This is a genomic window from Evansella clarkii, from assembly GCF_002019695.1.
Lineage (GTDB): Bacteria > Bacillota > Bacilli > Bacillales > Salisediminibacteriaceae > Evansella > Evansella clarkii.
Genome location: NZ_KV917376.1, coordinates 3687827 through 3714520, shown reverse-complemented (window position 1 = coordinate 3714520; position 26694 = coordinate 3687827). Strand labels below are relative to the sequence as shown.

27 protein-coding genes and 2 pseudogenes are annotated in these 26694 nt (G+C 33.9%); 20 read left to right on the top strand and 9 right to left on the bottom strand.

The features are described 5' to 3' along the window. Positions 1 to 110 precede the first annotated feature (110 nt). From BK582_RS17400 to BK582_RS27165, 6 genes are all read right to left on the bottom strand, one after another. Positions 111 to 1199, bottom strand: a complete 1089-nt coding sequence (locus BK582_RS17400) for a Ger(x)C family spore germination protein (protein ID WP_078596258.1) — start codon at positions 1197 to 1199, stop codon at positions 111 to 113. Further along, entirely contained in the window at positions 1196 to 2257 is a 1062-nt protein-coding gene (locus BK582_RS17395; RefSeq protein WP_078596257.1) for a GerAB/ArcD/ProY family transporter, read from the bottom strand. The genes BK582_RS17400 and BK582_RS17395 overlap by 4 nt, the downstream gene beginning before the upstream one ends. Before the next feature lie 12 nt (positions 2258 to 2269). Then, complete coding sequence (locus BK582_RS17390; RefSeq protein WP_078596256.1) at positions 2270 to 3676, bottom strand: spore germination protein; 1407 nt, start codon at positions 3674 to 3676, stop codon at positions 2270 to 2272. Positions 3677 to 3926: 250 nt separating this feature from the next. Continuing rightward, positions 3927 to 4076 (bottom strand): hypothetical protein, encoded by a 150-nt coding sequence (locus tag BK582_RS27170; protein ID WP_169911095.1) that lies wholly within the window; start codon positions 4074 to 4076, stop codon positions 3927 to 3929. 85 nt (positions 4077 to 4161) lie between these two features. Then, positions 4162 to 4431, bottom strand: coding sequence for a hypothetical protein (locus tag BK582_RS17385; protein WP_078596255.1), 270 nt, complete (start codon positions 4429 to 4431; stop codon positions 4162 to 4164). Positions 4432 to 4455: 24 nt separating this feature from the next. Beyond that, a complete protein-coding gene (locus BK582_RS27165; protein ID WP_218190739.1) occupies positions 4456 to 4596 on the bottom strand; it encodes a hypothetical protein in 141 nt (46 codons plus the stop codon). Between the two features lie 427 nt (positions 4597 to 5023). Here BK582_RS27165 and BK582_RS17380 point away from each other — a divergent pair, with 427 nt between their 5' ends. Both BK582_RS17380 and BK582_RS17375 read left to right on the top strand, forming a co-directional pair. After that, positions 5024 to 5449 (top strand): SRPBCC family protein, encoded by a 426-nt coding sequence (locus BK582_RS17380; protein ID WP_078596254.1) that lies wholly within the window; start codon positions 5024 to 5026, stop codon positions 5447 to 5449. Continuing rightward, positions 5450 to 5803 carry an ArsR/SmtB family transcription factor gene (locus tag BK582_RS17375; RefSeq protein WP_078596253.1) on the top strand — a complete coding sequence of 118 codons (354 nt, stop codon included), beginning with the start codon at positions 5450 to 5452 and terminating at the stop codon, positions 5801 to 5803. It abuts the gene before it with no gap. A gap of 336 nt (positions 5804 to 6139) precedes the next feature. On the opposite strand, the gene BK582_RS17370 is transcribed toward BK582_RS17375, so the two are convergent. Together BK582_RS17370 and BK582_RS17365 are read right to left on the bottom strand one after the other, a co-directional pair. Continuing rightward, on the bottom strand, positions 6140 to 6961 hold the full coding sequence (locus BK582_RS17370; RefSeq protein WP_078596252.1) for a MerR family transcriptional regulator: 822 nt from the start codon (positions 6959 to 6961) through the stop codon (positions 6140 to 6142). A gap of 14 nt (positions 6962 to 6975) precedes the next feature. Further along, positions 6976 to 8319 carry an MATE family efflux transporter gene (locus tag BK582_RS17365; protein ID WP_078596251.1) on the bottom strand — a complete coding sequence of 448 codons (1344 nt, stop codon included), beginning with the start codon at positions 8317 to 8319 and terminating at the stop codon, positions 6976 to 6978. A gap of 350 nt (positions 8320 to 8669) precedes the next feature. Here BK582_RS17365 and BK582_RS17360 point away from each other — a divergent pair, with 350 nt between their 5' ends. Genes BK582_RS17360 through BK582_RS17350 form a run of 3 tightly spaced genes read left to right on the top strand, consistent with a single transcriptional unit; the run spans position 8670 to position 12414 of the window. Further along, positions 8670 to 10199: a spore germination protein gene (locus tag BK582_RS17360; RefSeq protein ID WP_078596250.1), complete on the top strand. Its 1530-nt coding sequence runs from the start codon at positions 8670 to 8672 to the stop codon at positions 10197 to 10199. Further along, positions 10184 to 11293: a GerAB/ArcD/ProY family transporter gene (locus tag BK582_RS17355; RefSeq protein WP_078596249.1), complete on the top strand. Its 1110-nt coding sequence runs from the start codon at positions 10184 to 10186 to the stop codon at positions 11291 to 11293. The genes BK582_RS17360 and BK582_RS17355 overlap by 16 nt, the downstream gene beginning before the upstream one ends. Before the next feature lie 2 nt (positions 11294 to 11295). Further along, positions 11296 to 12414 (top strand): Ger(x)C family spore germination protein, encoded by a 1119-nt coding sequence (locus tag BK582_RS17350; protein ID WP_078596248.1) that lies wholly within the window; start codon positions 11296 to 11298, stop codon positions 12412 to 12414. A gap of 470 nt (positions 12415 to 12884) precedes the next feature. Here BK582_RS17350 and BK582_RS17345 read toward each other — a convergent pair. After that, positions 12885 to 13886, bottom strand: a pseudogene (locus BK582_RS17345) (DUF3231 family protein). A 172-nt stretch (positions 13887 to 14058) separates the two neighbouring features. On the opposite strand from BK582_RS17345, the gene BK582_RS17340 reads away from it, so the two are divergent. From BK582_RS17340 to BK582_RS17270, 15 genes and pseudogenes are all read left to right on the top strand, one after another. Continuing rightward, positions 14059 to 14451, top strand: a complete 393-nt coding sequence (locus tag BK582_RS17340; protein WP_078596247.1) for a GyrI-like domain-containing protein — start codon at positions 14059 to 14061, stop codon at positions 14449 to 14451. A 130-nt stretch (positions 14452 to 14581) separates the two neighbouring features. Beyond that, positions 14582 to 15379, top strand: coding sequence for an aminoglycoside adenylyltransferase domain-containing protein (locus BK582_RS17335; protein ID WP_078596246.1), 798 nt, complete (start codon positions 14582 to 14584; stop codon positions 15377 to 15379). A 64-nt stretch (positions 15380 to 15443) separates the two neighbouring features. Next, complete coding sequence (locus tag BK582_RS17330; RefSeq protein ID WP_078596245.1) at positions 15444 to 15764, top strand: hypothetical protein; 321 nt, start codon at positions 15444 to 15446, stop codon at positions 15762 to 15764. Between the two features lie 462 nt (positions 15765 to 16226). After that, complete coding sequence (locus tag BK582_RS17325) at positions 16227 to 16454, top strand: ATP-dependent Lon protease (protein ID WP_078596244.1); 228 nt, start codon at positions 16227 to 16229, stop codon at positions 16452 to 16454. Continuing rightward, entirely contained in the window at positions 16454 to 16579 is a 126-nt protein-coding gene (locus BK582_RS28120; protein WP_276328213.1) for a hypothetical protein, read from the top strand. The genes BK582_RS17325 and BK582_RS28120 overlap by 1 nt, the downstream gene beginning before the upstream one ends. A gap of 427 nt (positions 16580 to 17006) precedes the next feature. Beyond that, positions 17007 to 17408, top strand: coding sequence for a hypothetical protein (locus tag BK582_RS17315; RefSeq protein ID WP_078596242.1), 402 nt, complete (start codon positions 17007 to 17009; stop codon positions 17406 to 17408). Positions 17409 to 17496: 88 nt separating this feature from the next. Continuing rightward, positions 17497 to 18432, top strand: coding sequence for a prenyltransferase/squalene oxidase repeat-containing protein (locus tag BK582_RS17310; RefSeq protein WP_078596241.1), 936 nt, complete (start codon positions 17497 to 17499; stop codon positions 18430 to 18432). A gap of 136 nt (positions 18433 to 18568) precedes the next feature. After that, a complete protein-coding gene (locus tag BK582_RS17305) occupies positions 18569 to 19414 on the top strand; it encodes an arylamine N-acetyltransferase (RefSeq protein ID WP_078596240.1) in 846 nt (281 codons plus the stop codon). Between the two features lie 599 nt (positions 19415 to 20013). After that, positions 20014 to 20640, top strand: coding sequence for a DUF4386 domain-containing protein (locus BK582_RS17300; RefSeq protein ID WP_078596239.1), 627 nt, complete (start codon positions 20014 to 20016; stop codon positions 20638 to 20640). Positions 20641 to 20669: 29 nt separating this feature from the next. After that, a complete protein-coding gene (locus BK582_RS17295) occupies positions 20670 to 21407 on the top strand; it encodes an SDR family oxidoreductase (protein ID WP_078596238.1) in 738 nt (245 codons plus the stop codon). A gap of 314 nt (positions 21408 to 21721) precedes the next feature. Continuing rightward, complete coding sequence (locus tag BK582_RS17290; RefSeq protein ID WP_078596237.1) at positions 21722 to 22570, top strand: GNAT family N-acetyltransferase; 849 nt, start codon at positions 21722 to 21724, stop codon at positions 22568 to 22570. Positions 22571 to 22829: 259 nt separating this feature from the next. After that, complete coding sequence (locus BK582_RS17285) at positions 22830 to 23660, top strand: permease prefix domain 1-containing protein (protein WP_078596236.1); 831 nt, start codon at positions 22830 to 22832, stop codon at positions 23658 to 23660. A gap of 423 nt (positions 23661 to 24083) precedes the next feature. Next, positions 24084 to 24926 carry a DUF2785 domain-containing protein gene (locus BK582_RS17280; protein WP_078596235.1) on the top strand — a complete coding sequence of 281 codons (843 nt, stop codon included), beginning with the start codon at positions 24084 to 24086 and terminating at the stop codon, positions 24924 to 24926. A gap of 580 nt (positions 24927 to 25506) precedes the next feature. Continuing rightward, complete coding sequence (locus BK582_RS17275) at positions 25507 to 25980, top strand: hypothetical protein (protein ID WP_078596234.1); 474 nt, start codon at positions 25507 to 25509, stop codon at positions 25978 to 25980. 130 nt (positions 25981 to 26110) lie between these two features. Then, positions 26111 to 26659 (top strand): annotated as a pseudogene (locus BK582_RS17270) (GrpB family protein). Positions 26660 to 26694: the final 35 nt, after the last annotated feature.

Genomic DNA, 26694 nt, shown 5'->3' with positions numbered 1-26694 from the left:
GAGAGAAATTAAGTTAATTCAATTTATAAAGAGAAAAGCCCTTGATCTCCGGGCTTTTCTCTTTATATTTCCGTATAATTTCCGGCAGCAATCCATAATTCAAAGAAAGATTATTCGAAATCACCATCACGTTCGATTTTTAAGTCTACTGAGATATTTATTTCACTAGCTTTAAAATCTTCTCGCCATTTATTTAATTCCATATCTGAGTTATAGAACGGCCGAGCGTATTCACCTAAGCCAATTGGGTCTGAACCGTACTCCCTTTGTAGTCTTGCTATTACTTCATTTGCTACCTTTTGAAGATGATTCTCAAATTTTTTCCCAATTTCATTAAATGTTTGTTCGTTATGAATAATTTTCCTTGCCTCATATTCAATTAAATCGGCGGTCATTTTTAAATTAACATCAAATTTTAATCTTTCGCCTTCTCTGAATACATTAACAGTTGTAAATGAGTCTACAAATGAAATAGTGGCATATTCATTTTTATCCGGATTAACGTTCAATGTAAACTGAGAACTTGTTCCGTCATTTCTTAACATAATTAATAATTGGGTTTCATCAGTACTTATAGAATCAACAAACTTATCATCCACAAATATCCCCGTTCTCGCAGCTTCAAATTCTTTGTCTTTCAAAATTAGGTAGGGCAAAATAGGGTCTGTTCGAATGCTAAAAAAATCATTTGTAAATTTGGACAGTGAGGTAGCAGGAAGTTCATTAATTCGTTCTTGTTTTCTTACTAATTGTGAGATATAGAATCCATCAATAGGTTTGTCATCAAACGCTTTAGTTAAGAAGTCGTTTGCTTTACCTTCCGTAATACAAATATATAAGTTACTTGATATCTCTACATTCCTCTGTAAAGTATCCAAAATATTGCTAATGCCCTGCCTTGCTAATTCTTGTCCAATTAGTAATACCTGTGCCTGCCCTCCAATTACTAATTTATCGGTTAGCCGGGAAAGTTTATAAATCCCTTCTGCAGTAGTCCAGGCTTTATTCGCAATTATTGCTTCCGCCTCATTGGATCCCTTAGAAAATTCAGGGTAAGAAGCACCGAGAATAATATTTCCTTCATCGCTTAAATCGGCTGTAATCACAGTTATTAACGCTAAATCCTCTAAAATTCTTTCGTCCCAACAAGAAGTTAACAGTACTGAAGATAACAAAATGACAACTAGTATTTTGTTCATTTAGTGCTTCCTCCAAAACGTTTTAAAAGCAGAAGTAGAAAAGATGTTATTATAGCAAGGGATATTCCGATGTACCCAACATAGTCAGCAATTTTTATGGCTTGAGGATGATTTTGGGGCAGCCAAGCCAATATAGGGACGGCCAGGACAATAAAATAATTTATTGCTTTGTTTTTATTAGGGAAGAGATAGTTAACACCTTTAATTACGCCCCATAAGTAACTGCCAGTGGTAATAACTATTAAAGGAAGCCAAACAAATACAATAATAAATTCTAATCGTTGAATAAAACGAAACTCGATCAATTTATAAGCAGACAATGTTGGCCATATGAGGTGTTCTAACTTCTCTGATGAAAATAAGGCAAAGGCTATAAGAACAATGATTACATAAATAAAAGTAGTCACCCAATTACTAATCGTTAATACTTTTAATACGCTGCTTTTTTGTTTTAAATAAAAGCTAAATAGTATAATCAATTCAAAACCGATTAAGGAAAGGGAGGTTTCTAATGTCCCGTTTAGTAAAGAAACGAACGATGTATTTTGGGGAGGTTTTAAATAATTCAGATTGAAATCTTGAAAGTGCCATAATAAAAGCAATAGAAGAAGCAGCATCAGATAAAAGAACATCACACATACTCTGGAAAGTGTATGTACTTTACTGCTGGCAAAATAGACCATGCATATCCAAATAATAATAATTAGTACAATATGTGGTGTAAGTGGATAGGCCCATATATTAAGCACATATATATAATTATTCATTATGATACATGAAGAACTTAAAAAATAAAGAATTAAAATTAATGTATAAAGTTTTGAAAAGAATTTACCTGATAAATTCTCCAGGAAATGAAAGAAATCACTTTGATTATTATTATTTAAAGAAAAATGATAAACCACAGCTAAAAGTTGAACAAACAATCCTGCAATTAAAATTGAAATCCACCCGAGCGAATCTGCTTCTTTCATTAATAATGACGGTAATGAAAGAATCCCAATACCAAATTGAACCATAACGATAAGAGCGACACACTGGTATGTAGAGAGTTTCATTATATTTCAACCTTACTTTGAATTATTTGTTTTCTGTATTAATAATGGTAATCGAACAAGGCTATCCCTGAATTCTTCTATATTAATCGGACTTACAGAGGTAAAATAAGGCTCACCAAGAGATTCTAATCGCGACATATATACAAGAATAATAAACATTCCAGCAGCGACTCCCAGTCCTCCCATAAACCCAGCTGTTAAAATAAGTATAAATCTTAGTATTCTGACTGCATTTGATAATTGGTATGAAGGGATTACTAATGTCGATAACATAGAAATAGAAACTACAATAATTAATATGTTGCTCGTGATGCCAGCCATAACTGCAGCCTGTCCAATAATTATTCCTCCAACAATGCCCACAGTCTGGCCAATTCTTGTAGGAAGTCTGCTTCCTGCTTCTCGTAAAAATTCCACTGCAAACTCCATTAATAAGGCTTCCACCAGTGGTGAAAAAGGCACTTGAGCTCTTGACTCAGCGATGATGATGATTAAATCAGGAGGAATGATTAGGTAATGATAAGACATCACAGCTACATATACAGCCGTTAACAAAAGGGCAATAAAGAATGCAGTAAATCTTAAAAGCCTTATAAAGCTGCCACTTATCCAATTGGTGTAATAATCTTCTGGTGACTGTAAGCTTTCACCGAAATGGTGAGGCAATAATGAAGCAACTGGACTTCCTTCAGCCAGTAATGCAATCTTGCCCTCGATTAAATTTGCACATGTCCTGTCCAGCCTCTCTGTTTGCAGGAATTGAGGAAATAACGATAATGGGTGCTCTGGAATCAGTTCATCGAAGCTTAAAGTATCGCTCAGATATTTAATTTTAAGCGAATTTAATTTTTTCTCTATTTTCTTAACTTGTTCTGGTTTGGCTTGTGATTTTAGAAAGATCAGAGAAACTTTCTTTGGGGCAACTTCTCCAATTGGAAATTGACGAATTACTAAATCATTTGTTCTTAGAGTATTCCTAATAAGGTTTATTGATTGTGATACATCTTCATTAAAAGAAACTTGAGGGCCGATAATAGTTGCTTCCGCTTCAGGTGGTGAGATACTTCTCGAAGGCATATCTCCAACATCAATTAATTTTATCTGGTTTGTATTTTTTATCAGCACTGCACAATAGCCTTCGAGTAATTTTTTATTTAATTTTGTTGTATCTTTTATAGTTTCTGTATCTTTTAGTATAGTAACGAAGGCGTGGTCTAATTTATTTTGTAACAGTGCCTTATCGATAAGGGACTCGAAGTAATACAATGTAAAGTCCTCAAATGTTTGTTCAGTAAAGTCATCACTTGACATGAGAAATTTAAACAAAGAAGCTGGATCAGCAAAAGTTGTATTATTTTCTTTTTCTTTATATGTTTTTTGGAGGGAACTGTTTTTTGGTTTTGAAAAGAATCTTAACATGTTTAATTACCCCTCGAGGACGTTGATAAGGCTTAGTATGATATAAAGTTTTCTTTTTATACCATGATCCTTTTGAGAGGGGATTGAAATAGCACATCCTGTATTTAAGTTTTTAACAAACATGAGTCTGATTAAAAATAATTTTAAGGGTATACATAGAAGAAGTTCTAAACGTACCCTTAAAATTAAACTTACCTGGACTTAAATAAAGGGGGCTATTTATATTTAAAAAAGGTAGATTCCTCAATAATTAACTGGTTATGAATTCATCCTGTTCGAAATCATACATCCCTGTAATATACCCAATAACGAGGACTATAACGACAACACCTATAACAAACCCCCATTGTGACGCAGGAACAATATGTTCGTTTTCTTGCATTCTGACTATTCTAACCATATTTTCCTCCTTTGTAACTCCCTAAAGAAGGGAGTGTGAGGTGAACTCCCAATTTATATATTACTTAAACCGTATTTCTTGCATATTATCTGGAATTACCTCTGAATTCCTGAAGGGCAACTATCCAATCCTGGATATTTTCATCATTCAATTGGTTAACTAAATTCTGTAAATTTCTGTTCTTTACTAACTTTCCTTCTAAAATAATTTCTATGTTCTGTTCTACATCTAATACTACAGCTCTTACCCTTAGTACTCGTGTAATTAATCCAATAATTACTGCTATTTGCTGGGGGGTTACGGGACCATATTGGTCAAGAGCTTCTAATATTTCTTTTTTATTTCCAATAGACATAATAACACCTGCTCATTGGTTTAATTAAGGCCAATCTAGATGGACCATCCCTGGTTTTCCAATAAGTGATTCTCTTTTACCAATTCCAAAAATAAAGGAAATGGACAAAACGATAGCAATAATAATCAGCAGGGGACTCCACTGTTCTTCTCTTGCTTCATTCATTGAGTTTTGCTGTGTTGGTATCACCTTTAAAACACCTCATTATTTATGATCAAATTTTTTACATTATATGTTTATAAGGCAATTTTGTTTGCTTATTTGTCTAGATTACATTTAAATGAAATGTTTTTTTAAAATTAGACAAGTACTAAATTATTGCTGATTTAATCCAGAAAAGACACAAGTTTATTTACCATGCTTGGCTAATTAGCCAGATTATAATTAAAAATTTTACAAACAGGGAGAGTTTTATCTACTTCTCAAATTAAAGTTAGTACCACAATTACATTAATTTATGTAGTTAAGGTATTTGTGTGCAATTAAATGCTTCATAAATAAAACACGTTTTGTTGACATGAAACCGAATGGTGTTATATTATGGGGTTGAAATGAAACCAAATGGTTTTATATTTATTTACAAAAAGGAGTAATGAAAATGGAAACTCTCCAAGATATTAAGCAAACAGTTGTATTTGAAGCACCAATCCAAAAAGTATGGGATGCGGTATCAACTTCTGAAGGAATCGCCTCATGGTTTATGCCAAATGACTTTGTACCTGAAGAAGGTCATGAATTTCATGTACAATCACCATTTGGCCCATCTCCATGTAAAGTTTTAGAAGTGGATGAACCGAACAAAATCTCGTTTTCATGGGATACAGATGGCTGGGTCGTTTCTTTTCTGCTGAAAGACCTGGGTGAAAAAACGGAGTTTACACTTATACATTCCGGCTGGAAATCTCCAGATACTGTTCTTCCAAAAGCCAACGAGAAAAGTTCTGTTATTCGTGAAAGAATGGCTAATGGCTGGGTTGGGATTGTTAGTGAAGGACTTCGAAAGGTTGTTGAAGGATAAATGTCAGCAGCAAAGCATGATGTTTTTCAGGCTATTGCTGATCCAACCAGAAGAGAGGTTCTCCGTTTGCTGGCCAGTAACGAATTAGCAATCTCTGAAATAACTGCACATTTTCCAATAAGTCGTACAGCCATAGCAAAACACCTTCATATACTTTCTGAAGCTAATTTAGTCAGCGGAAAAAAAGCAGGCAGAGAAAAAATATATCAGCTGCACCCGGAACCTTTAACAGAAGTAAAGCAATGGCTCTCTTATTATGAACAGTTTTGGGATAATAAGTTGTCAATCCTTAAACATGTCGTTGAAAATGATAATGAAGATCGTTTTAAAGGCAGAAAAAAGGATCAGGAATAATATCAGTACCGGTAATTAACAAGTGGTGTCTGGAAGTGATATTGCGCTTTTAGACATCATTTATATATTTACTCCAACTAATACATATAATTGGTTCCTCCTCCTCACAGCACTCCCGACTTGCAATAGTAATTATTCAGTGAGTTGATTCCATATAAATTGCATTCCGGCAGAAAGTTCTCTCGAATCTCTTCCCGCCGGAAACTCGGCATCCAAAAAGGCATGGAGTAGTTATAAACTGTATGCAACGTTTAATAATAGCTGAATTTTGTTCCACAAGATTTTTCCAGGATGACGCCGTGGTTAATAGAATGAGTCTGATGAGAAAAGAGTTAATCAATTTTTTATTTTCACTGATATTTTCACCATGTATTTTTCCATTCCTTTCACTGATAACTCATCCAGCAGGATATCTTCGTAAAAATAGCCAGTCAAACTGAAATTATGAGCTTCTGCATAGTCTGTTATGCGCTTGTAAGTTTTTTCAATACTCATATAACCTTCATCGTGATAGGCCACTAAATAAGTCCCCTTCTCCTTAATATGGTTCGCATAAGTTGAATCATCCACTTTGGTATAAAGATAATCATACTTTTCTGTTTCTCCAGTGAGAACATTGCCAACACGCCTCATCCAGCCTTCAGACGGGTACGGTATAATGTCGTGTTCGTCCAAATATCTGTAATGCTGCTGCAATAAGTCATAAAAGTTAATTTCGTTAGTGAGGTGTTTGGTGTCACTAACGACAAAGAATTGATCCTGATTTATAGTTTCAAACACGATTTCCTGCAAGTTTGCTTCTAACGCTTGTTTTGTATCATTTATTTTATGTGCAACCACTTTTTTTTTTGATTCCAGTTCTGAGATTTTCTCAGCAAGAACTTTTTCTTTCTTCTCCAGTATAAGTATAAGCTTTTCCGGTGATCTGTTATCCAGAAATTGTTTGATCTCTTTTAAAGACATATCTAATTCTTTAAGAATAAGAATGACACTAAAAACATCTGCCTGATAAATGGAATAATACCGATAGCCATTAGAAGCAATAATATCAGGGGAAAAGACCCCCACTTTATCGTAATAAATCAGAGTATCTTTTTTTACATTAAGAAGTTTTGCAAATTGGCCTGTAGTCAGATGGAGTTGTGGATTTATCTCCATAAAACACCTCACTTCTATATATACTGATATACTTTTCTCTTTCGGAATATAAAGAAGGCACAAACAATGATTGATAAGAATTCGGCCAGTGGAATAGCTATCCATATTCCGTTGACACCAAATATGAATGGAAGTGTCAATAAAGCAATTAAAACAAATACCAGCGTTCGCAGTAAGGAGATGATTGCTGAAATCTTCCCGTTAGAAAGAGCCGTAAACAACATGGAAGTAAAGATGTTAAATCCCATAAATAAAAAACTAATAGAGAAAATCCAAAATCCATTTTTAGCTATTTCATATACTTCACTGCCTTCTCCACTCATAAATTGAATGATATATGGTCCAAGCAGAAGGGAGAATATAAACACAATCATCGAACTGGCGCTTATAAAAATCATGCTGTTTTTAAAGATGGTCTTTAATTGTCCCGTATTTTGACTTCCATAATTATAGCTGATAATAGGAGCTATACCAACGGAGTAGCCCATAAAAAATGGGGTTAAAACAAACATAACATAAAGCATAATTGTAACAGCTGCTACTCCATCTACTCCGATGAATTTCAGCATTAACACGTTTAGTGCCATTGTCACGACAGAAGAGGAAAGGTTTGTAACCATTTCAGAAGACCCGTTTATACAGCTTCTTAAAAGGATGTCCCATTCCACCTTAAATTTAGTAAAGTAAAGAATATTTTTCCTGGCAACGAAAAAGTATAGGATACCAAGGACTGCTGGAATAACCATTCCAATAGCAGTTGCCAGAGCAGCCCCCTCAATCCCCATGTTCATGACCACAATGAACAAATAGTCCAGAATGATGTTGGTACTTCCACCTATAATTGTGATGATTAAACTTAATTTAGGCTTACCAGCGGTCACAAACAGCGTTTCAAACATTACCTGGACAATAAGAAAGGGACTAATCCACAAGATGATCTTCGCATAAGTAAGCGTGTAATCAAATAATTGAGGATTTGTTCCAGCACCAAATAGTTCCAGTACAGGCTGAATAAATAATAATCCTGTTGTCATAATGAAAAGACCTAAGGCAGCACCACAAATTACAATAAACGTAAAGTTGCTTCTGGCTTCCTCGTATTTATTTTCACCCATTTTTTTAGCAATAAGCGCACTGCCGCCGGTACCAAGTATTAACGCAATGGCAAAAATTAAACCGTAAACAGGCATAAAAATATTAACAGCTGCCAACGCCGTAGAATTCACATAACGTGCTACAAAGATTCCGTCAATCATCGTATAAATGGATATAAAAATCATGACGCTGATAGTGGGAGCGGCATAAGCCAGCAAAGATTTCATCGTATGTTCTTTCTTGATTCCTGATGCAATATTCATTTGACTCTCTCCTGTAACTATATTTTCAATATCCGTATCTTAAAGTATGGAGTTACTCCAGAGTCAAGAGTAAATAACAAAATTATGAAGTAGTATAGCCTCTAAATGTGAACAGCTAATGGGGGATTGGGGAAGACTAAAAAGCTAAGCTCTTGAGCCTTTATAGACTGTCGTTTTAAGTGTGGTGTTCTGGCAAACCAATTAATTTTTCAAGTATTATTCAACAGAGGGAAGGTCAGTAAGTTCATGTTTTTGTTTGGAATTAACTGACGTATAAAAACTAACTGGTGAACAAATATTAGAGAGGTATAAAAATTAAGGTCTTTAGTTCATCCTGAGGTGGAATTCACATGAGAATCTTAAATATATTTAAAAGAAATAAAACGACTAGGAATGAAGAACAGCAAATAGAAAAGCAAGAGTCAGGAGAAGAATATCCACCTACTGAGAGCCTAAATGATTTTTTTAGCTATTATTTAAAGAAATTTTCTGACACACAAGATTTAAAGAAGCAAAGTTTGTTCTTAGGTAATAGGAAAGCTCTCCTAATATATATAGAAACATTGATTGACAATGATAAGCTATACGAAAAATTATCTGATATGTCATTAATTGAGATAGAATCACGGCAATCAAAGAATTTAATGTATGCTCTGCGTAGTTTAGATTCGATTAATGAGAGTTTCAATGCGTTGTTAGAAGGAAAGTGTTTATTATTTATCGAAGAAGACGAAAATTTATATGAATTTGAAATAAAAAAAACACATGATCGCAGTATTGAAGAGCCAATGAATGAGAAAGTGGTTCGGGGAGATCATGAAGGCTTTATTGAGAACCTCAATACTAACATTAACCTTATTCGAAATAGAATAAAAAATAAAAATTTAGTCGTTCGTTACTACACGCTTGGTAGCGAAGCCCAAACCAAAATCGCTATTGTTTTTCATAATAAAATTGTAAATGAGCATATCCTTAAAGAAGTGGAGAGAAGAATCACTTCAATTGATACTGATTTAATTATTAATCCAGGCTTTACAGAAGAATTTATTGAGGACAATGCATATAGTTTATTTCCACAAATGCTAAATACAGAAAGAGTAGATAGGGCAGTTGCCAACATTATGGAAGGAAGAATAGCTTTATTATCAGATGGTGCACCTGATGCAATAATTTTACCGATTAATTTTTTTGCATTTTTCCAATCTCCTGATGAATACAATAGCCGGTGGATTACGGGATCGTTTTTTAGGGTTTTGCGTATGATCAGCCTCTTAATTGCAGTAACACTACCTTCTATATATATATCTATCATTTCATTTCATTCTGAAATAATCCCAACAGAATTAGTCTTAGCAATAAAAAGTTCAGTTGAAGAAATTCCGTACCCGCCTCTAATAGAAGCTCTTTTGGTTGAGTTAACAATTGAAATAATAAGAGAGGCAGGTATTCGTCTTCCCACTCCTATAGGTCAAACAATAGGTATTGTTGGAGGATTAGTAATTGGTGATGCCATTGTGCGTGCTGGGTTAGTGTCGAATGTCATGATAATTGTGGTAGCCCTTACAGCAGTATCATCTTTTGTAGTTCCTTCTTACGATATGAGTAATACAATTAGACTTTTAAGATTTCCTGCAATGTTTTTTGCTGCTACTTTAGGCTTTTACGGTATGGTCATTTATTTTACATTAGTCCTGATTCATTTGTGCAAGCTGGAATCGTTTGGAACACCATATCTAAGCCCAATATCTCCATTAAGATTGCAGGATTTAAAAGACAGCTTTTTCCGGGCACCACTATGGATGATGAAAAAAAGACCAAAAGATAGTGGAGCAAGAAAGACAACCAGACAGGGTGATTCTAGAGAGTGGAAAAGGAAATGAATAACAAAAAGTCGTATTTAACACAAAGACAATTGCTCTTTCTAATGATTCAAGCTCAAATAGGAGTAGGGATATTATCATTACCATATAGTGTTTTACAAAAAGCGAGTACTGATGGCTGGATATCAATTATTATCGCTGGGATATTTGTACAGATACTATTAATAATATATATCTATATGTTTAAGTTAAATAAAGGCCTTAATATATACGATATTGGTCAAAAGTATTTAGGTAATCTAATTGCATATGTAGTAAAAGTAGGATATTTCCTCTATTTTACTTATACCTGCATAATTATGTTAGTTATTTTCACGAATTTTATGAATATATGGTTATTCCCATTTACTCCAAGATTGGTCATCAATTTCAGCCTTATTTTTGTATGTGTATATCTTGTCAGGGAAAGTTTAATTACGATTGCAAGGTTTTTTGTGTTGACATCAATAATATTTATTTTTTTTATCATTACCACTGTTATGGCTTACACAAATGTTCATTTATTATATCTTTTCCCTATTGGACAAGCAGGTATCAAGAACATTTTTATGGGATCATTTGAATCCACGATTGCTTTCCTTGGCTTTGAAATATTACTTGTTGTACATCCATTTATTCAGCAAGCTGCTGACAAGAAAGCAAATACCACATTAAAAACGGTAAGCTTAGCTCACTTGTTTATTGTATTACTTTATTTATTTGTAGTCATTACAAGCTACACGTTTTTTAGTCCTGATGAACTTATGCTGGTTCCTTACCCAACTGTTTATATGCTCAAAGCATTTACATCCACAGTTATAGATAGAATTGATATCATTTTTATACCATTATGGTGTATTGCTGTCATGACTTCTTTTATGAGTTATTTATATTTAGCATCATTTACTCTGGCTAAATGCTTTAAATCCAAAGAGCACAGAAGGTTTGTTCCAATAACTGGAGTAGTAATATTGTTGCTTTCATTTATTCCAATGAATAATTTACTTATTACAAAACTGAGTAATATCTTAGGAATAGTTAGTATGATCTTCATTGGAATAATTCCAATAATACTATTTCTATATTCAATAATTTGGAAAGAGCGGAGAGATTAGTGATGAAAGGACAAGCATTTTCAGTAAAGTGTTTTCTCATTGTAATAGTTCTTTTTTTCTTATGCGGTTGCTGGGATCAACGTTTACTGAAGGAGACCACATTATTAATGGCAGCAGGGTTTGATTATACAGAGGATGGGAAATTATTAGGTACCATTAGTTCACCTAAAATTTCAAAGGAAAAAGTTGAAGATAAAGCACAATTTTTTTCTGAATCCGGATCGACTCCTAATCAAGTTAGGAATGCCTTAGATAGAAAAGTGGGAGAAGTTATTGATCCATCTAAGCTTAGAGTGATGATTCTTGGGAGTGAGTTAGCTGCACAACCCATTTATCCAATATTGGACCTCTACTACAGAGATCCAAGAAGTTCAATAAGTGCTAAATTAGTAGTAGTTGAAGGTACAGCAAAAGATGCAATGAGGGTACCAATAATACATAGTCAAAAACCATCAGAGTATATTTTAGATTTGTTGTTAAGTGCAGAAGAATCTACAATCGTACCAAATCTTAACCTCCAAACTATCTGTCCAATTATGTTTGACCCAGGTCAAGATTTTATGGTTCCATATTTAACAGCTAAAAATGATGAACTAAAAGTACAGGGTGTAGCTATGTTTAATAATCAAGAGTTTACAGGAACCCTTGATACATCTGAGTCTACATTGTTTTTACTAATGGATAATAAGAAATCTAGAGATGGAAGCTTAACCCTGAAAGTTTCTGACCACGAAAAACAGGAGATAAAAAATTTTATTACATTTAACCTCGAGCACTCTAAAGTAAATAGAAAAATTCAGGTATCTGAAGATAATCAAGTAAAGGTAGATATTTCTTTAGTTATTAAGGCAGAAGTCAATGATTATCCACATGATCAACTAACAACAAGAGAAGAAGTTCTTAAATTAAATAATAAATTATCAGAGCTATTGACTGAAAAAGCTCACACGGTAATTAAAAAGATGCAAGATGCCAATTGTGATGGTTTTGGCATAGGAAGAGAATTAATTGCACTATATCCAGAAAGATGGAAGTATTTAGACTGGGAAAAAGACTATTCAAAAATAGAGTTTAACCCAACAGTCACAGTTGAAGTTATACAGCATGGTATAATTAATTAAATTATTTCAGAATTTCACCTGCGACAATTATCAGGCGTTCTTCTTGATGAAGTTGGATAGACTGACTGGCTTTCCGTGGATTTTATATTAACGCTTCAAGCCGTATTATTCCCTTCTTTTATACGGAGGGTAAAGCCAGCCACTTATGTACAGGGTTGTCGATCGAATTATAAAATACAAGGCGGAAGAAGTGGAACCTGCCGCGCAATGGTACCGGAATTTAAACATAAAGTAAATGTCGAGCAGATGAAACAGCGACTAAAATATTTGAAACTTTAAATTTATTTAAGGCATTGGATAGAGGACTGCTATACTAACTGCCGCAACAGCTTAGATCCCTTTATAGGGGAATGGCGCAGGGATCAGAAGATTAGTTACCCCATTTTGAGCCGCGAACTCATTTTGGGGGCTTATCTTTTTTTTGGTCAGAATAAAACACCTTCCATTAAAAGAAGGTGCTGATTCGTTAATTATTTATCCTGAGCCAGTTTTTTTCTGTTTGGAGCAAGCGGCGGCTCTTCCAGCCACTTGAATTCCGTCATTAAATTGAACCATTCTTTTGTTACCATGATGTTTTTCAATATAATCTTCTTATAAGTTACCGCAAGGTCGGTCCGAATTGCAGTGGCAAGTCCAGTTCCATGGTAGGCTTGTGCGGTTTGCAGCAGGAAACCCATGTGATACAGCATTAATTTATCTGAAAAAGGAGACTCCTGAGAGGTTGAGATTTCCGATTCCCAGGACATTGTGACAGGCAAATTGTCTTTTTTTAGTATATTACTAAGCGTCTGGATTTGATTATCAGCTGTTTTATGTGATGTTTCCAGAAACTTTCTTACTTCTTCAGATTGAGCAACTTGGCTAAAACCAATAGAAAGAGTTTTTTCCAGGATCTCCTTTTTCAAATTAAATGAAAGGCTGATAATTTCAGTTGCGGCTAACGGGGGTTTTCGCCGAAGAAACCATCTAAAAACTGCTGGCCTGTAACAAATTCAGGAGCGGATTCAGGATAAAAATATGGGTCTCTTTGAAAGTGGTCTTTTTCTAACAATAGTTCAATAGTTTGATGGTACATTTTCTTGGCTTCATTATCGCATGAGTCATAAAAGCTTCTTAAATCTTTTCTGACAGAGGCACTGAGCGATGTGATGTGCCCCAGCAAGCCATGGAGTGTCATCACATGTAAATAGTGCAAGCAGAATACGTCAGAAAACAATCTTACTGTCTCTTTATTTAGGTCTGCATCAGTAAAGCCTATGGGTTCGGGAAATCCGTCCTTCTCAAGAAACACAGCTATCTGCTGCTTTTGTTTTCCATATATTTACCGCTTCTTCAACAATAGTTCTTACCTTTTCATCTTCTATTATGGACAGCATGTATTTGCTTACAATATGAACAGCTGTCCCATTGACGTACTCAGCCCACAAAGTTCCTACCTCAGCAGAAATAAGCTTTAACTCTTCCTTGTCCATACAATCACCTCATAAGGTATAATTCACTAATTCATATGAAAATATAATTTTCCTGGATAATTGTTGGGTTATATATAAGCGATGATTTAACTAGAAGTTTGCCACACGCAGAAGGAAATCTAAATAGCAATATTGAAATATAAGATGAAGCTATATTGAGGGGGTGAAAGTAATGAAGTTATCAATTGTAAAAAGTATAAGAACCAATAATTTTAATGATGAACATGTCATGCAAAAAATCACTGGGATGTGGAAAGAGGCTTCTGAGCGTTTACCTAAACATGAAAGTATTTACGGTGTATATCATGAGTATCAAAGCGACTATAAAGGTGATTATACATTAAGTATCTCTGTTGAAGATTCTAACGGGGAATCTTTTATAGAAATACCATCAAACGACCCATATCGTATTTTTAAAGTGGATACAACCGAACAAGGAATCTTCAATACCTGGAACAGTATATGGGAGCAAGAAGAAGCAGGTATATTAAATAGAGCTTACTCCTTTGATTTTGAAAAATACTATCCTAATGGAGAAATTGAAATTCATATAGCTATAAAGTAAGAGACAATTGAAATACAGGGTAAGATAGCGAACTCGTGAGTTGCAATGCTGCAGCTCTTTTGTTTTACAATCAAAAACTGGAAAAAATGTTAAACTGAAGGAGACTCAATAGATTAGGAGGAGTTATAAAATGGGGTATCATTGGAGAACGTGTCCTTCTGATTTAAAAGATTTTACCTTAAATATGAAAAAAGGGATTACGGAAATCATAAATAACGACTTCTTAGGTTTCTATTTACACGGTTCTTTAGCAATGGGGGGATTTAACCCAAAAAGCAGTGATATTGATGTTTTGGTTGTCACGAAGAATTCTGTAACAGTCGAGACGAAGAGGAAGTTAGCGCAGTTCCTTTTAAATTGTTCTAATTCTCCATTTCCAGTTGAAATAAGTTTCCTAACTAGAGATCAGTTAAAAAGCTGGCAGTACCCTTGCCCGTTTGACTTTCATTACAGCGAGTTCTGGAGAGAACGGTATGAAGATGATTTGATAAGGGGTGCATCTAAGTATATAAATGGAGATATCAACCATGATACAGATTTAGCAGCTCATATAACCATTATTAATCACAGAGGTATATGTGTAGAAGGTGTACCAATTGATGAAATTTTCCCTTCAGTTCCACGGTCAGATTATATTTCTTCGATAATGGGTGATTTTCAGGATTGTATAGAAAATATTGAAGCACACCCAATTTATTGTTCGTTAAATTTGATCAGGGTGTATTGGTATTTAAAGCATGGAGTCATCCCATCAAAGCAAGAAGCTGGTAACTGGGGTTTAAAAACTTTCCCACAAGAATTGAGAATTACTATTAGTAAAGTAGTTGACTGTTATTCGAATGAAAAAGGTAATAATAAGTTTGAAAAAAATGAACTTTTATTCTTAAAGAATTACATAGCGGATCGTGTTCAAAGTTTATTGTGCTAATGGAAACGATAGCTCAGTAAGCTATCAATGCTCTTCATTCGAAACGCAGAAGGAGGCTTATTAAATGAAAAAGAAGACATTGATTCTAATGATGATTGGGCTGTTATTATTAGTTATAGGTGCCGGCTTCGCTTCAATAAAGCCGTCAGATGTGAATAACTTTCCTGTCCCTTTAAATGCAAAAGTAGAAGAAATTCACTCTGACCAGAGTATTTCTTATAGCTTTTCAGGTATAAACAGGCTATATCTTCAACAAATCAAACTTAAAGGCTGGAAAGAAGTTGACCAAATGGGTGGGCTAAAAACATTTGAGAAAAATGGCAATAAAGTAGATATTATTACTTTCCAGGGCGGCTTTCAAATAATTGGCGAATCCGAAGAGTAAAACCGTTTGTCCTAAACAAACGAGAGGGTTAGCACTATATAATGATGATATTTTTATTCAACAAACAGGTAGAATACAAAAACATAATTTTTGATTATAGATCACTTATCAAATTTATTAATATGAGGAGGAGGGTATTTATGGTGGATTAACTTAGCATTATTTTTTGTTGCAGTATATTTTACTAAGTTTCTCCCTGTACCTTAAAAGAAATCTTCGTAGTTTTTTAAAAAAATTGAGTGGGATAGCAAAATTAAGCTTTGACTGGTTCTGTGCAACAGATAGAAGCGTTAGAAAAATTTCGGGTTGCGATGTTGCAGCTCTTTTTTTACAGCTAAGTACTGGGAAATAATGTTAAACTGAAGGGGGGATCCTTCAACAAGGAGAAACTATACTTGTTTAACTATCGAATAATATTTTTATAGTCTTCTAAACGGAATTTTGTAAACAGGGGGTGATGGTGTGAAGTTATTATTATCAATTTTATTTGCAGGATTGACCGGATTTTTAGTGTTTTTAGGACCGGTCGGAATTTATATATTTGGCGCAGTGCTTGTAGGAATTATATTCAGGTCATTTGTTTTATTAATTGAAATTCATAAACAAATTGTACCAGAAGGAGGGGTTGATAAAGTTAAAGAAGCATATGATAAATATCTCAAAGAAAATGAAGAAAAAAGGGTGCATTAGTGGAACAGACTAACGTTTCCAGTGGGGCTAACGAGGAGTATTGTTTAGAAACGGCAGCTATTAAAGCATCTTTTCTTGAACAAAATTATATTCAACTTATGGGTCACACTGATGATCTGGATTGATATGTACGGAAAAGACGTGATTTCATAACAAGGAGGTCTGTATAACATGCACTTCGATTTCGGGATTTTTGGAATATCACTTCCACCCTTACACATTACAATTATTGCAATAGTAATTATTTTCTTTTTAGTCAGGTGGAGTAAACAACTGGAGACACGCCGTTTTACAGTATTTTTCTACTTTCTGATCAGTACTGCAATTGTTCCAATATTTTCTGCAAATACAAAAACAGGCCTTTTTGAGTTATGGGTACCTTTGGGATTTATCGTTGTTTTTTTACACTTGTACCGCAGTTCACGGAACCATCCATCTAAAATGAAAGCGAGTATTTTAGGACTTTGCATAGCAATATACCAGATGATTCTGCAATATTCCGGGTAATTCTTATCCCGCTAACGTAATATATTTGAGGCAGGGTGGAAAATAGTGACTAATAAAAGAGTTAACTTGTTCTTCTGTTTAATATTATCCTTACTAGCTTGCAATGGGAATGAATCTAATGATATCGAAATTAATTCTTTTAAAGGGTCAGATCTGAATAATGATTTTCCAATACCTGAAAAAGCTGAACGGGTAACAGGAATATACTTTGAAACCCATGAAGAACAAATCAAAAAGAATTATATTTATTATCGTTTCGTAGGTATCGGAAGTGTTGAAAACGAATTTATTCCAGAAAAATATTTTGCAGAGATTGAGAGATGGGGATGGAACCAACTTGATAATAAAAGTATTGGGCAATTACATGTATTTGAAAAAAATGCAGACATTATTAAATTAATTATTAGTGAAGACATGTTAATGGTTGGTGAGTTTAGTAATAATTAATTTGTGAATGAAAGTATTTTATCGAAAGAGGATTTTAGTTGAAAAACAGTATAGAAAGAATTGAAGAGATTGGAGGTCAACTTTCAAAATGAAAATTTCGACTGAGATGTTTAAAAAGTCAAGTTCGTGGATAAAACGAAATGCTCGACCGTTAGAGGCAGCAAGATGGGAATATCTTTTTGAAGGCGGTTCTCGTGACAAGGTAATTAAATATTTATCAGCTTTTCAAAACGAAGATGGAGGCTTCGGGCTTGGTATTGAACCTGATTTTTGGTCGCCGTATTCATCGCCAATGGCTACATGGGCAGCTGGACAAATTTTAATGGAAATAGGGGCTATGAGCGATGAAAAAGTAGTTAAGTCAATGATTACGTATTTGGCAAATACTTATCAAAAAGAATCAGGAATGTGGTTCTCTGTATTGCCTGAAAACAATCAATATCCGCACGCATCGTGGTGGCATTGGCAAGAAGGGGTGCAGGAGAATTGGATGTTTAACCCGAGTGCAGAGTTAGCTGCATTACTTGTGCATTGGTCTCCTAAACACAGTGAAACTGCTCAGATAGGCTGGTCAGCGATTGAAGAAGCACTCAATCATTTATTCAATGTTGATGAAATGGATAAACATGAAATAAATAATTATCAACGGTTACTTAAAGTATTAAACTTGCACAAAACAACATTTACTAGTAAGTTTCCATATTTGTTGAGTGAAGTTTCAGATATAATTATGTCACTCGCAGAGCGTTGTGTTGAAAGGGATGTTTATGCATGGTCAACGGGATACAATCCACTCCCACTAGACTTTATTGATAGTCCTAATCATCCTCTATGTGAAAAATTTGGTGATTTAGTTGAACATAACTTGGTTTTTTATGTAGAGAAATTATCTGATGAAGGCACTTGGGACATTTCATGGAATTGGGGAAGTTATCCAGAAGAATTTGCAGTCGCTAAAAGATACTGGAAAGGATTACTTGCAGTAGATAGATATAAAACACTTAAATCATTTGAACTTATATAATAATAAATATTTCCTTATTCAATTGTTAGGTGCGATAACACAAGAAACTGACGCTTTCATTGTTCCACAAACGGGGAGGGAGAATAGTTTAGCTAGAATAAGAATTTACAAAAAGATTTTTGGGAGGTAGAATGGATTGTTCAATATAACTGATAATACAACTAAATATTTGGATTGCCTTAATTTAGGTTTAGAGAAGCCATCATATAATTATTTAGAACAAATTTGTAATGCCCAACTAAATACTTTTCCCTTCGAGAATATCAGCAAATTATTATATTTTAGAGATAATAATTATAGTAATTTTGCTTTACCCTCATTTGAAATATTTACTAAGAATTTTAGCCGGTACAATTATGGAGGGACTTGCTATACCTTAAATTCTAACCTGATGATTTTATTAAGGGAGATAGGGTTTGACTGTTACCATGTAATGCTTGGAGATGAACATATGGGCATTATAGTTAAAATTGAAAATGAACGTTTTTATGTTGATTGTGGTGCTGCTGCTCCCTTTTTTAAGCCAGTACGTTTTGAGAATAATTTTGAAAATATCTCTCCTTTTGGAAAAGATGAAGTGTATATATTACCAGAAGAACCACAAAGAAATAGGTATAAATATGTTCGCTACACTAATGGTAAACAAAGTGGAAAAACATGGCACTTTAATTCTCGAAGAGAAGCTAAAGTTAGTGATTTTAATGATGTAATAGAAAAATCTAATAAACCTAACGCACCATTTATGACTATTTTAAGGTGCCAGTTATATCAGACCCGTAAAAATAGAAGTGTTTCTTTAGTAAATAATAAGTTCGGTGTACGTTATTCAAATGGTGAAACAAACGTTAAAACTTTATCATCACCAGAGGAAATTAGAGCAGTATTATCAGAAGAATTTAATTTGTCTAAATTACCAGTAACAGAAGCTATTGAAGTGTTGAAGACATTAAATATAGACATTTTTGAACAAAGCAGAAATTAGATATTGAACTTACGGAAGTATTAGTGGAATTAGCGAGTTGCATTGTTACAACTCTTTTTTCACACCTGTAATTGGAAAAAGATGTTAAGATAATTGAGGATTCTTAAATAAGATTAAAACGTTTGGCAGTCGTTTAAGGTTAAGCAGTCTGAACAAAAATTAGGTTTTTAAGTGTAAAATTTTATTATCAAAAAGGAGATGGAGTTAACATTATGAAAACTGGTCTTTTCATATCATTTTATTTTGAGTTCATTTGTTATTACCGGTTGCGGAAGTCAGGCAGACAGTGTTTCTGTAGCTGAACAACTTCCAAATAGCTACCTGGGAAAAGGATTATATAAAAGATGATGCTAAACAGGTACAGGATGATATATTGAAATCGCTTGAAATTGTTTTTTAATCATTATTTTCCTTATTAAACAAACGGGTAAGCATTTCTTCAAGTAGGGGAAATGCTATTTTTATAGAAGTAATTAAGCTAAAGAATCAGAATACTGAGAAACCATGAGAAATATAATTTAAGGGACAATTTTTTTCATTTAAAGAAGGAGTGAATAATCATTAATTCAGACAGAAGAACAGCTAGAATTTTAGGATTAATGTTAGGATTGACTTTTGTATTTGGAATTCTTAGTTCTGTTCCAGCGTTAGAGTATCCAGATTATCTAACGAAATTGTCAGAAATCAATATGCAAGTACTGATTGCAACTTTTTTTCAAGGGGCAATGTCAGTAGTATATGTTAGTATCGCAGTGTTATTCTATCCGATAATTAAAAGATACAATGAAAATCTAGCGACAGGATACTTAAGTTTAAGGATAATTGGTTCGGGATTTCTCTTTGCTGGTATTGTCCCACTTCTTCTTTTATTATGGCTGAGTCAGAGTTATGTAATTACCAGTGAGGTTAACTTATCGTATTTTCATGTATCTGGTGAATTGCTAAGACAAGGCAGAGACATTCTGAATCATATAGGAATGATCTTTCCATGGAGTATAGGTGGCCTAATACTCTATTATTGCCTATATAAAATTAGAATTATCCCAAGATGGTTGTCGATATGGGGAATGATAGGTTCTACATTTACTCTCTTTGCTACATTGATGATAATGTTGAATCTCATAGAACTGGTAAGCCCCGTATACTTTATACTAAATGCACCTCTAGCTTTTGGTGAGCTTATACTTGCTATACTTCTGATAGTCAAAGGGTTTAATCCCCACTGAAATATATCTAATGAAAAAGGAGGTAGAAAATGAGAGTATTAGTTCTTGGAGCAAGCGGAGCTACCGGTAAACTAGTGGTTGATCAATTAATCAAAAAGCAAATTAATACTCGGATTTTAATTAGAAATAGTGCAGTTCTATCTAGTCACATAAATCAAAGTCCATTAGTGGAAATCATTAAAGGGAATATTAACGAATTAGATGATTTTGAGATGAATAACCTTATTAATGATTGCACTATCATTATTTCGTGTCTTGGTCATAATGTTACCCTAAAAGGAATGTTTGGTAATCCCCGTTATTTAGTGTTTGATGCAATTAAGAGAATATGTGAGACAGTCAAAAACAATGCTAACAAAAAAGTAAAGCTCATACTAATGGGTACAACCGGGTATACAAATCCTTTATCGGGTGAGACAAATTCTATGGGAGAAAAAATCATTTTTTCCGTCCTAAAGCTTTTACTTCCGCCTCATCGTGATAACGTCAAGGCTGCAGATCATCTGATAACCGAAATTGGTAAAAAGAACGAAATAATAGAATGGGCTATTGTACGACCTGATTCATTAGTAAACCATGAAGAAGAAAGTCCTTATGAAGTTTACGATTCTCCTGTAAGAAGTCCAATATTCAATGCGGGTAAAACTAGCAGAATTAATGTAAGTCATTTTATAACCGAACTAGTGACTGTGGAAGAAACATGGATTGATTGGCAGTGTAAAACTCCCGTCGTTTATAACAAATCCCTAAAAGATAGCGATACGTAGATTCTGTACTTTCTTGCATAAGGATGGTAAAGTGCGGCCGTGAGTTTATTACAGCAAAAGTCCGGGGTTTAGAAATTAAATATTTTCACGGTAAATGTTATCTGGATTTATTGTATTAGAAGTTGGAGAATAACTAGCATATCAGCAACTTGTGATATTTTTCACTTAAAGTAACTGGTAAGCGAAAGTTTAAGAAGCCCTCACTGCTCTTGTTCTACAAAAGGGTAGTTTAGTCGACTTGGCGATCCTAAAAAGAACTTATTTTATAAGATTCCCGTCAGTCAATAAAATTACTTTGAAAAGGGAGGAGGTTCATGAAATTAACGGAACGTACTCTAAGAATAATTAAAAATGCAGATAAAGAAGCTGAAAAGACAAATAAAGTTGTACATCCTGTTCATTTACTTTTAGGTATTTTGTTGGAAAGGACAAGTGTGTGTACAGAGCTAAATAATAACTTCCCTAATCTTTGGGATATATTAAATGAGCGAGCTAAAGATATAAAACTTACTAATGACAAAGGGGTAAGTTATGAACCTTTTACAAGAAATATTGCCATTTCCACTAAACAGGTGATGGAGAATGCAAGTAATCTAATGAAACGGTATAAACAGATTTATTTAAATGAAGGACATATAGTTGAGGCAATTTTTAGCAGCGAAGACTACTCAACAAAGTCGATAATTGATGGCCTTGATGGTTCTCGTATTCTGAAAATCGTAGCTTCTCCGAGAGATATGATTGTTTCATTAAGGAGTTATTCGTTACCAGATATTCGAACAAATAATATAACTTTTAGAAAAGCTGAGCAAAATGATGCTATTTCTTTAAAAAAATTTATAAAAAAAGAATTTGGTTATGGATGGTTAGATTCTATTGATAACGGATTTTTAAAAGATAGGATCCCTATTTTTATTGCTTTAGACGATAAAACAATCCTGGGTTTTGCTTGTTTTGATGTTGTTAGAAATAAAAAGGGGTTATTCGGTCCAATGGGAACTACACATTCAAAAAGGGTACAGGGTATAGGATACACCCTGCTTCATATGTGTTTAAATGAAATGAAAGAAATAGGATATGAATATGCTGTCATTGGAGAAGCGGGCCCTCTTGAATTTTATGAGAAGGCTTGCAATGCGGTTGTTATTCCTAAACCTATTTAATATCTAAAGATGTCTGTGAAAATGGTTCACTCATACTACGGGAGCGATAGTAAAATCACGAGTTGCATTGTTGCAGCTCTTTTTTTGCACCAATTAATTGTTAAATAATGTTAAAATAAAGTTGAGTCTTATTGGCGTGCAGACAAAAGGACCTGGCGGTAGATAGAAACACTATAAAATCACTGATGTTGGAAAGAAATGACGTTAAGCAAGTTGAATGGAGGTTTTTATAGAGTCTTTCTGGAAGGGAGAAACTAGTATGAAGAAAGTTGATGAATACATAAATTCTATCTATAAACAAGCTATGGGTGATAAAGAGGAGATTGAAGAACTTAAAGACGAGACGAGAAATCATTTAATGAAAGATATAGAAGAATTAAAAAGTGAAGGGAAATTAGAAAAAGAGGCAGTGCAAATAGCTATAGAAAGGTTCGGAGAGGAAAATGTAAAAGGCTCTGTCGCGGGAAAGTTTTATAATACTCAAAAATCCTTCTCAAAAATAGTTTTGGTTGTTGGTATTGCTGCTCTAATAATAGCCTTCGTTTTGAGTGAAGTTATCGCATTAGCTGGCAATTCGGCAAAAGAGGCGGATGCAGAAATTCACGCAGATGTCATGTCCATCATAGCAGATCAAGAAACCATTACGGATGAACAAAAGGAAGTAATTGATTCAATGCTGGCTGAAACTCAATACACCACTGCATACAGGTACTATTATATAAATGAGTTAGAGGTCGGCTCATTCGATCGGGATTTAGTTATGTCCTATACCGACAATAAAGACCCCAAGTATCTCTACGAAAATAAAGAGTTATTAGAGAATACTGCGTTTACGGAAATTGGAACGACAACCGTTACCGAGGGGAATTCACATGTAGTAAGAGAAACTATTATTAATTCACCTTTATCTAGTGTAGTAATATTGATCGGTATTGTAGTCTACTGGATTTTATTTGCTTTTTGGGGGCTTACTACCCTTTATCAAAGAAACAATTTAAAGTTTGGAGGGGGATTATTAGTCGTAACATTAAACGTAGTTGGATACATCCTTTACCTGCAATGGGAAAAGAATATGAAAGAGCCTGCATAGTTTATCCTTTAGTGTTTTTCAAACGTATATGAGCAATTCTGGGAGTTACTTTCTGGATTAATGGCGAAATGGTAATGGCAATTCTCATGCTTTTATTCAGCCTAATGCTTTTTTATTATTGATTTATAATGCTGAATACAAGTTTAGTAAAACGAGTAAGCTTGTTTACAAAAGTAAAGCCAAATCCGTTTATATATAATCTGGAAACACTATTCTTCTTCATCATATTAATGAGCTATATTACCCTTAATTCAAAATGGTAAATATAAAACCAGGTTTAGTATTCAAATTAAATAAACAGGAAGCAATAGTTGAAGACCAGGAAGCTGCATATGCAGCTTTTTTTATAATCGATTTTGGAAAATGATGTTAAAATATATGGGATAAGGATTGTAATCAATAAAAAGAGTGGTGATTGTATTGATGCTAAAATTAGAACTAAAAGCAATAGACTTTGATACAGTTTTAAAACATGAGGATTTAAATAATCTTATTGAAAGAATGCTGAATAATATAGGCTCAACTGACCCTGAGCTGAGAGATACATTGATTTTTAATACTTTTGGAAAATTGATTATAGAGGAATATTTAACTGATTATCAAATGAAACATATAATCGAAGTCTGCCGAAAAAATTTGTTTTTGGGCATTGAAGAAATGGAAAGTGATTTAGTCTTTACTCGATCTTTTTCCGCTTTGGTTATTGGACTAATCCTGCAAAAAGACAGGCAAAGAAAATTTCTTCCGGAGGAGATTGTTTTAAAGACAATCGAGGAAAGTATTAAGTATTTAAAACTTGAAAAAGATGTTCGTGGCTATGTGGAAGGAAAAGGCTGGGCACATAGTATTGCACACGGAGCCGATTTGTTAGCAGAGGCAGTCAGACATCCCAATTTCAATAATGACTTATCTATTAAATGTCTCGAAGCAGTTAAATTATGTTTATTTAAAGAGACTGCAACGAAAGCACCTTTTGTGGATGATGAGGAAGAAAGACTAATATTTGTATTGGAAGCTCTTATTGGCAAAGGAATTACACATAATGAATTGGAGAAGTGGATTATAGAAGTCTCAGATAATCTTCAGGATTTAAAACGAAAAGAAGGGTATAGTTTGAATTTTTTCTGGAAAAAATCAAATGTTATTACATTCTTGAGAGGATTATATTTCCGACTGTTGCATAAAGAAGCGTATTCAGAGTTGAGAAATAGTATTGCGGATATTTTGCAACAATGGCATAACCAAATATATAGTCCAGGTGAGTGAAAATAGTTTTTGCTTATTCATGTAACAGTGTGCTTTTTTTTGAACAAGCGTGGATAGTGTACCAGTATTACCTATAACAGCAAATAGAATAATTTATACTTTTTTCTTAATTTTTGTTGGAGTCAGTTTTATAAAGAAAGGATTTATGAATTTATCGGCTGAGAGAAACGTGAGGGCGTATGCGATCCCTGCCCACAAGTTCCACCAATCGTAAATCTCTCTTAGAGCTACCGTGCCGAATATTAAAACAAAAGTTAAGACACCTAAATACCTGTGAATATCGTAAACTATTTTACAGTTTTACATGTTAGGTATCTTTTGACAGTACAGCACGAAAAATATGTTTTCTTGGTATGATTATCTTGCAGTTTATGCAGGTACAATCCTTGAACTCCATATACCATTCCGCTCCTCTTTTTGTATAGAACCATTATATATCACGTAGAGTCTTTGGTATAAGACTAAAGGTTTGAACGGTGGTATTTACCTGGTAAATGCAGAGACACAGTTGCGAAATAGAGGAATTTTTGGAAAAAACAGCATCTAAAAGATATCTAAACCTAACTTTGGAGGGATAGCCATGGTTAAAGTCGACTCTTTTTTAAGAGAAAACGGCCCAGAAGGAGGGGCTTATTATAAAATTAATAATGGAAATGGGGAAGAGATCAGGAAAATTATAAGTAAATATAAGGAACTTCTATACGGTTATATCAGTATCACTTATAATGGCAATGAGATTCTTGGTGAAGACTTCTTAACTAGACTAGACGACCTTTGGGGACCTGTAGTAGATATCGTTGTTGAGTTCATGAAAAATAATTTTGCTTCAGGTCCCTTTGCAGACAATAATACTGAATATACTTTAAAGCCAGCAGACGATCAAATGGTAGAATTTGAATTGAGTGGGCATAGTTATTTTTTGCCTAAGAAGGAATTTCTATTTGAAACTTTAAACGGGGCAAAAGAGTTTTACACGCACTACATTGAAGCTACAAAAACTGATTATTATATTAAAGACTTAGAAAAAATAGAAACATATATGGAAAAGCTATAAGTAAAGCATATTAATATCATATAGAGATAAATATCATGTCTATACTCGAAATGAAACGATGAAGCACAAGACGCCGTTGCTGCTCTAGGTTCACAAATGGCGAAAAAAGTTGAAGAGTGGAGTGTGAACATTGAGAAAGGTTGAAGTGTGCTCATATTGTGAAGAATGGTCTGCAATGTTTTCAGAAGAAGCGGAAAAACTTAAACTAATTTATGAAAATGAAATTATAGACATTCATCATATTGGCAGTACATCAGTTCGAGGGCTAAAAGCTAAACCAATAATAGATATAATGCCAGTTGTTAGAGACATTAAAAACGTTGACAAATACAATAAGAAAATGCAGGAATTTGGATATGAACCTAAAGGTGAGAACGGAATACCTGGACGAAGATACTTTCAAAAAGGAGGAGACAATCGCTCCCATCACATTCATATTTATCAGGTTGGAAGTTATTAAATAAAACGACATCTGGCTTTTCGAGATTACTTGCAAGGACATCCAGAAATTAAGAACAGTTATGGTGAGTTAAAAGAGAGATGAGCGCAGCAATTTCCCTATGATATTGAAACGTACATAAATGGTAAGGAAGGTCTTGTTAAAGAAATAAAAACAAAAGCATTAAACTGGTATGGAAATGTCAGGGATCATTCTGGTAATACTGATTATAACTGCTAAGTATTAACGAACTAACAGGATAGCAATAGTTAAAG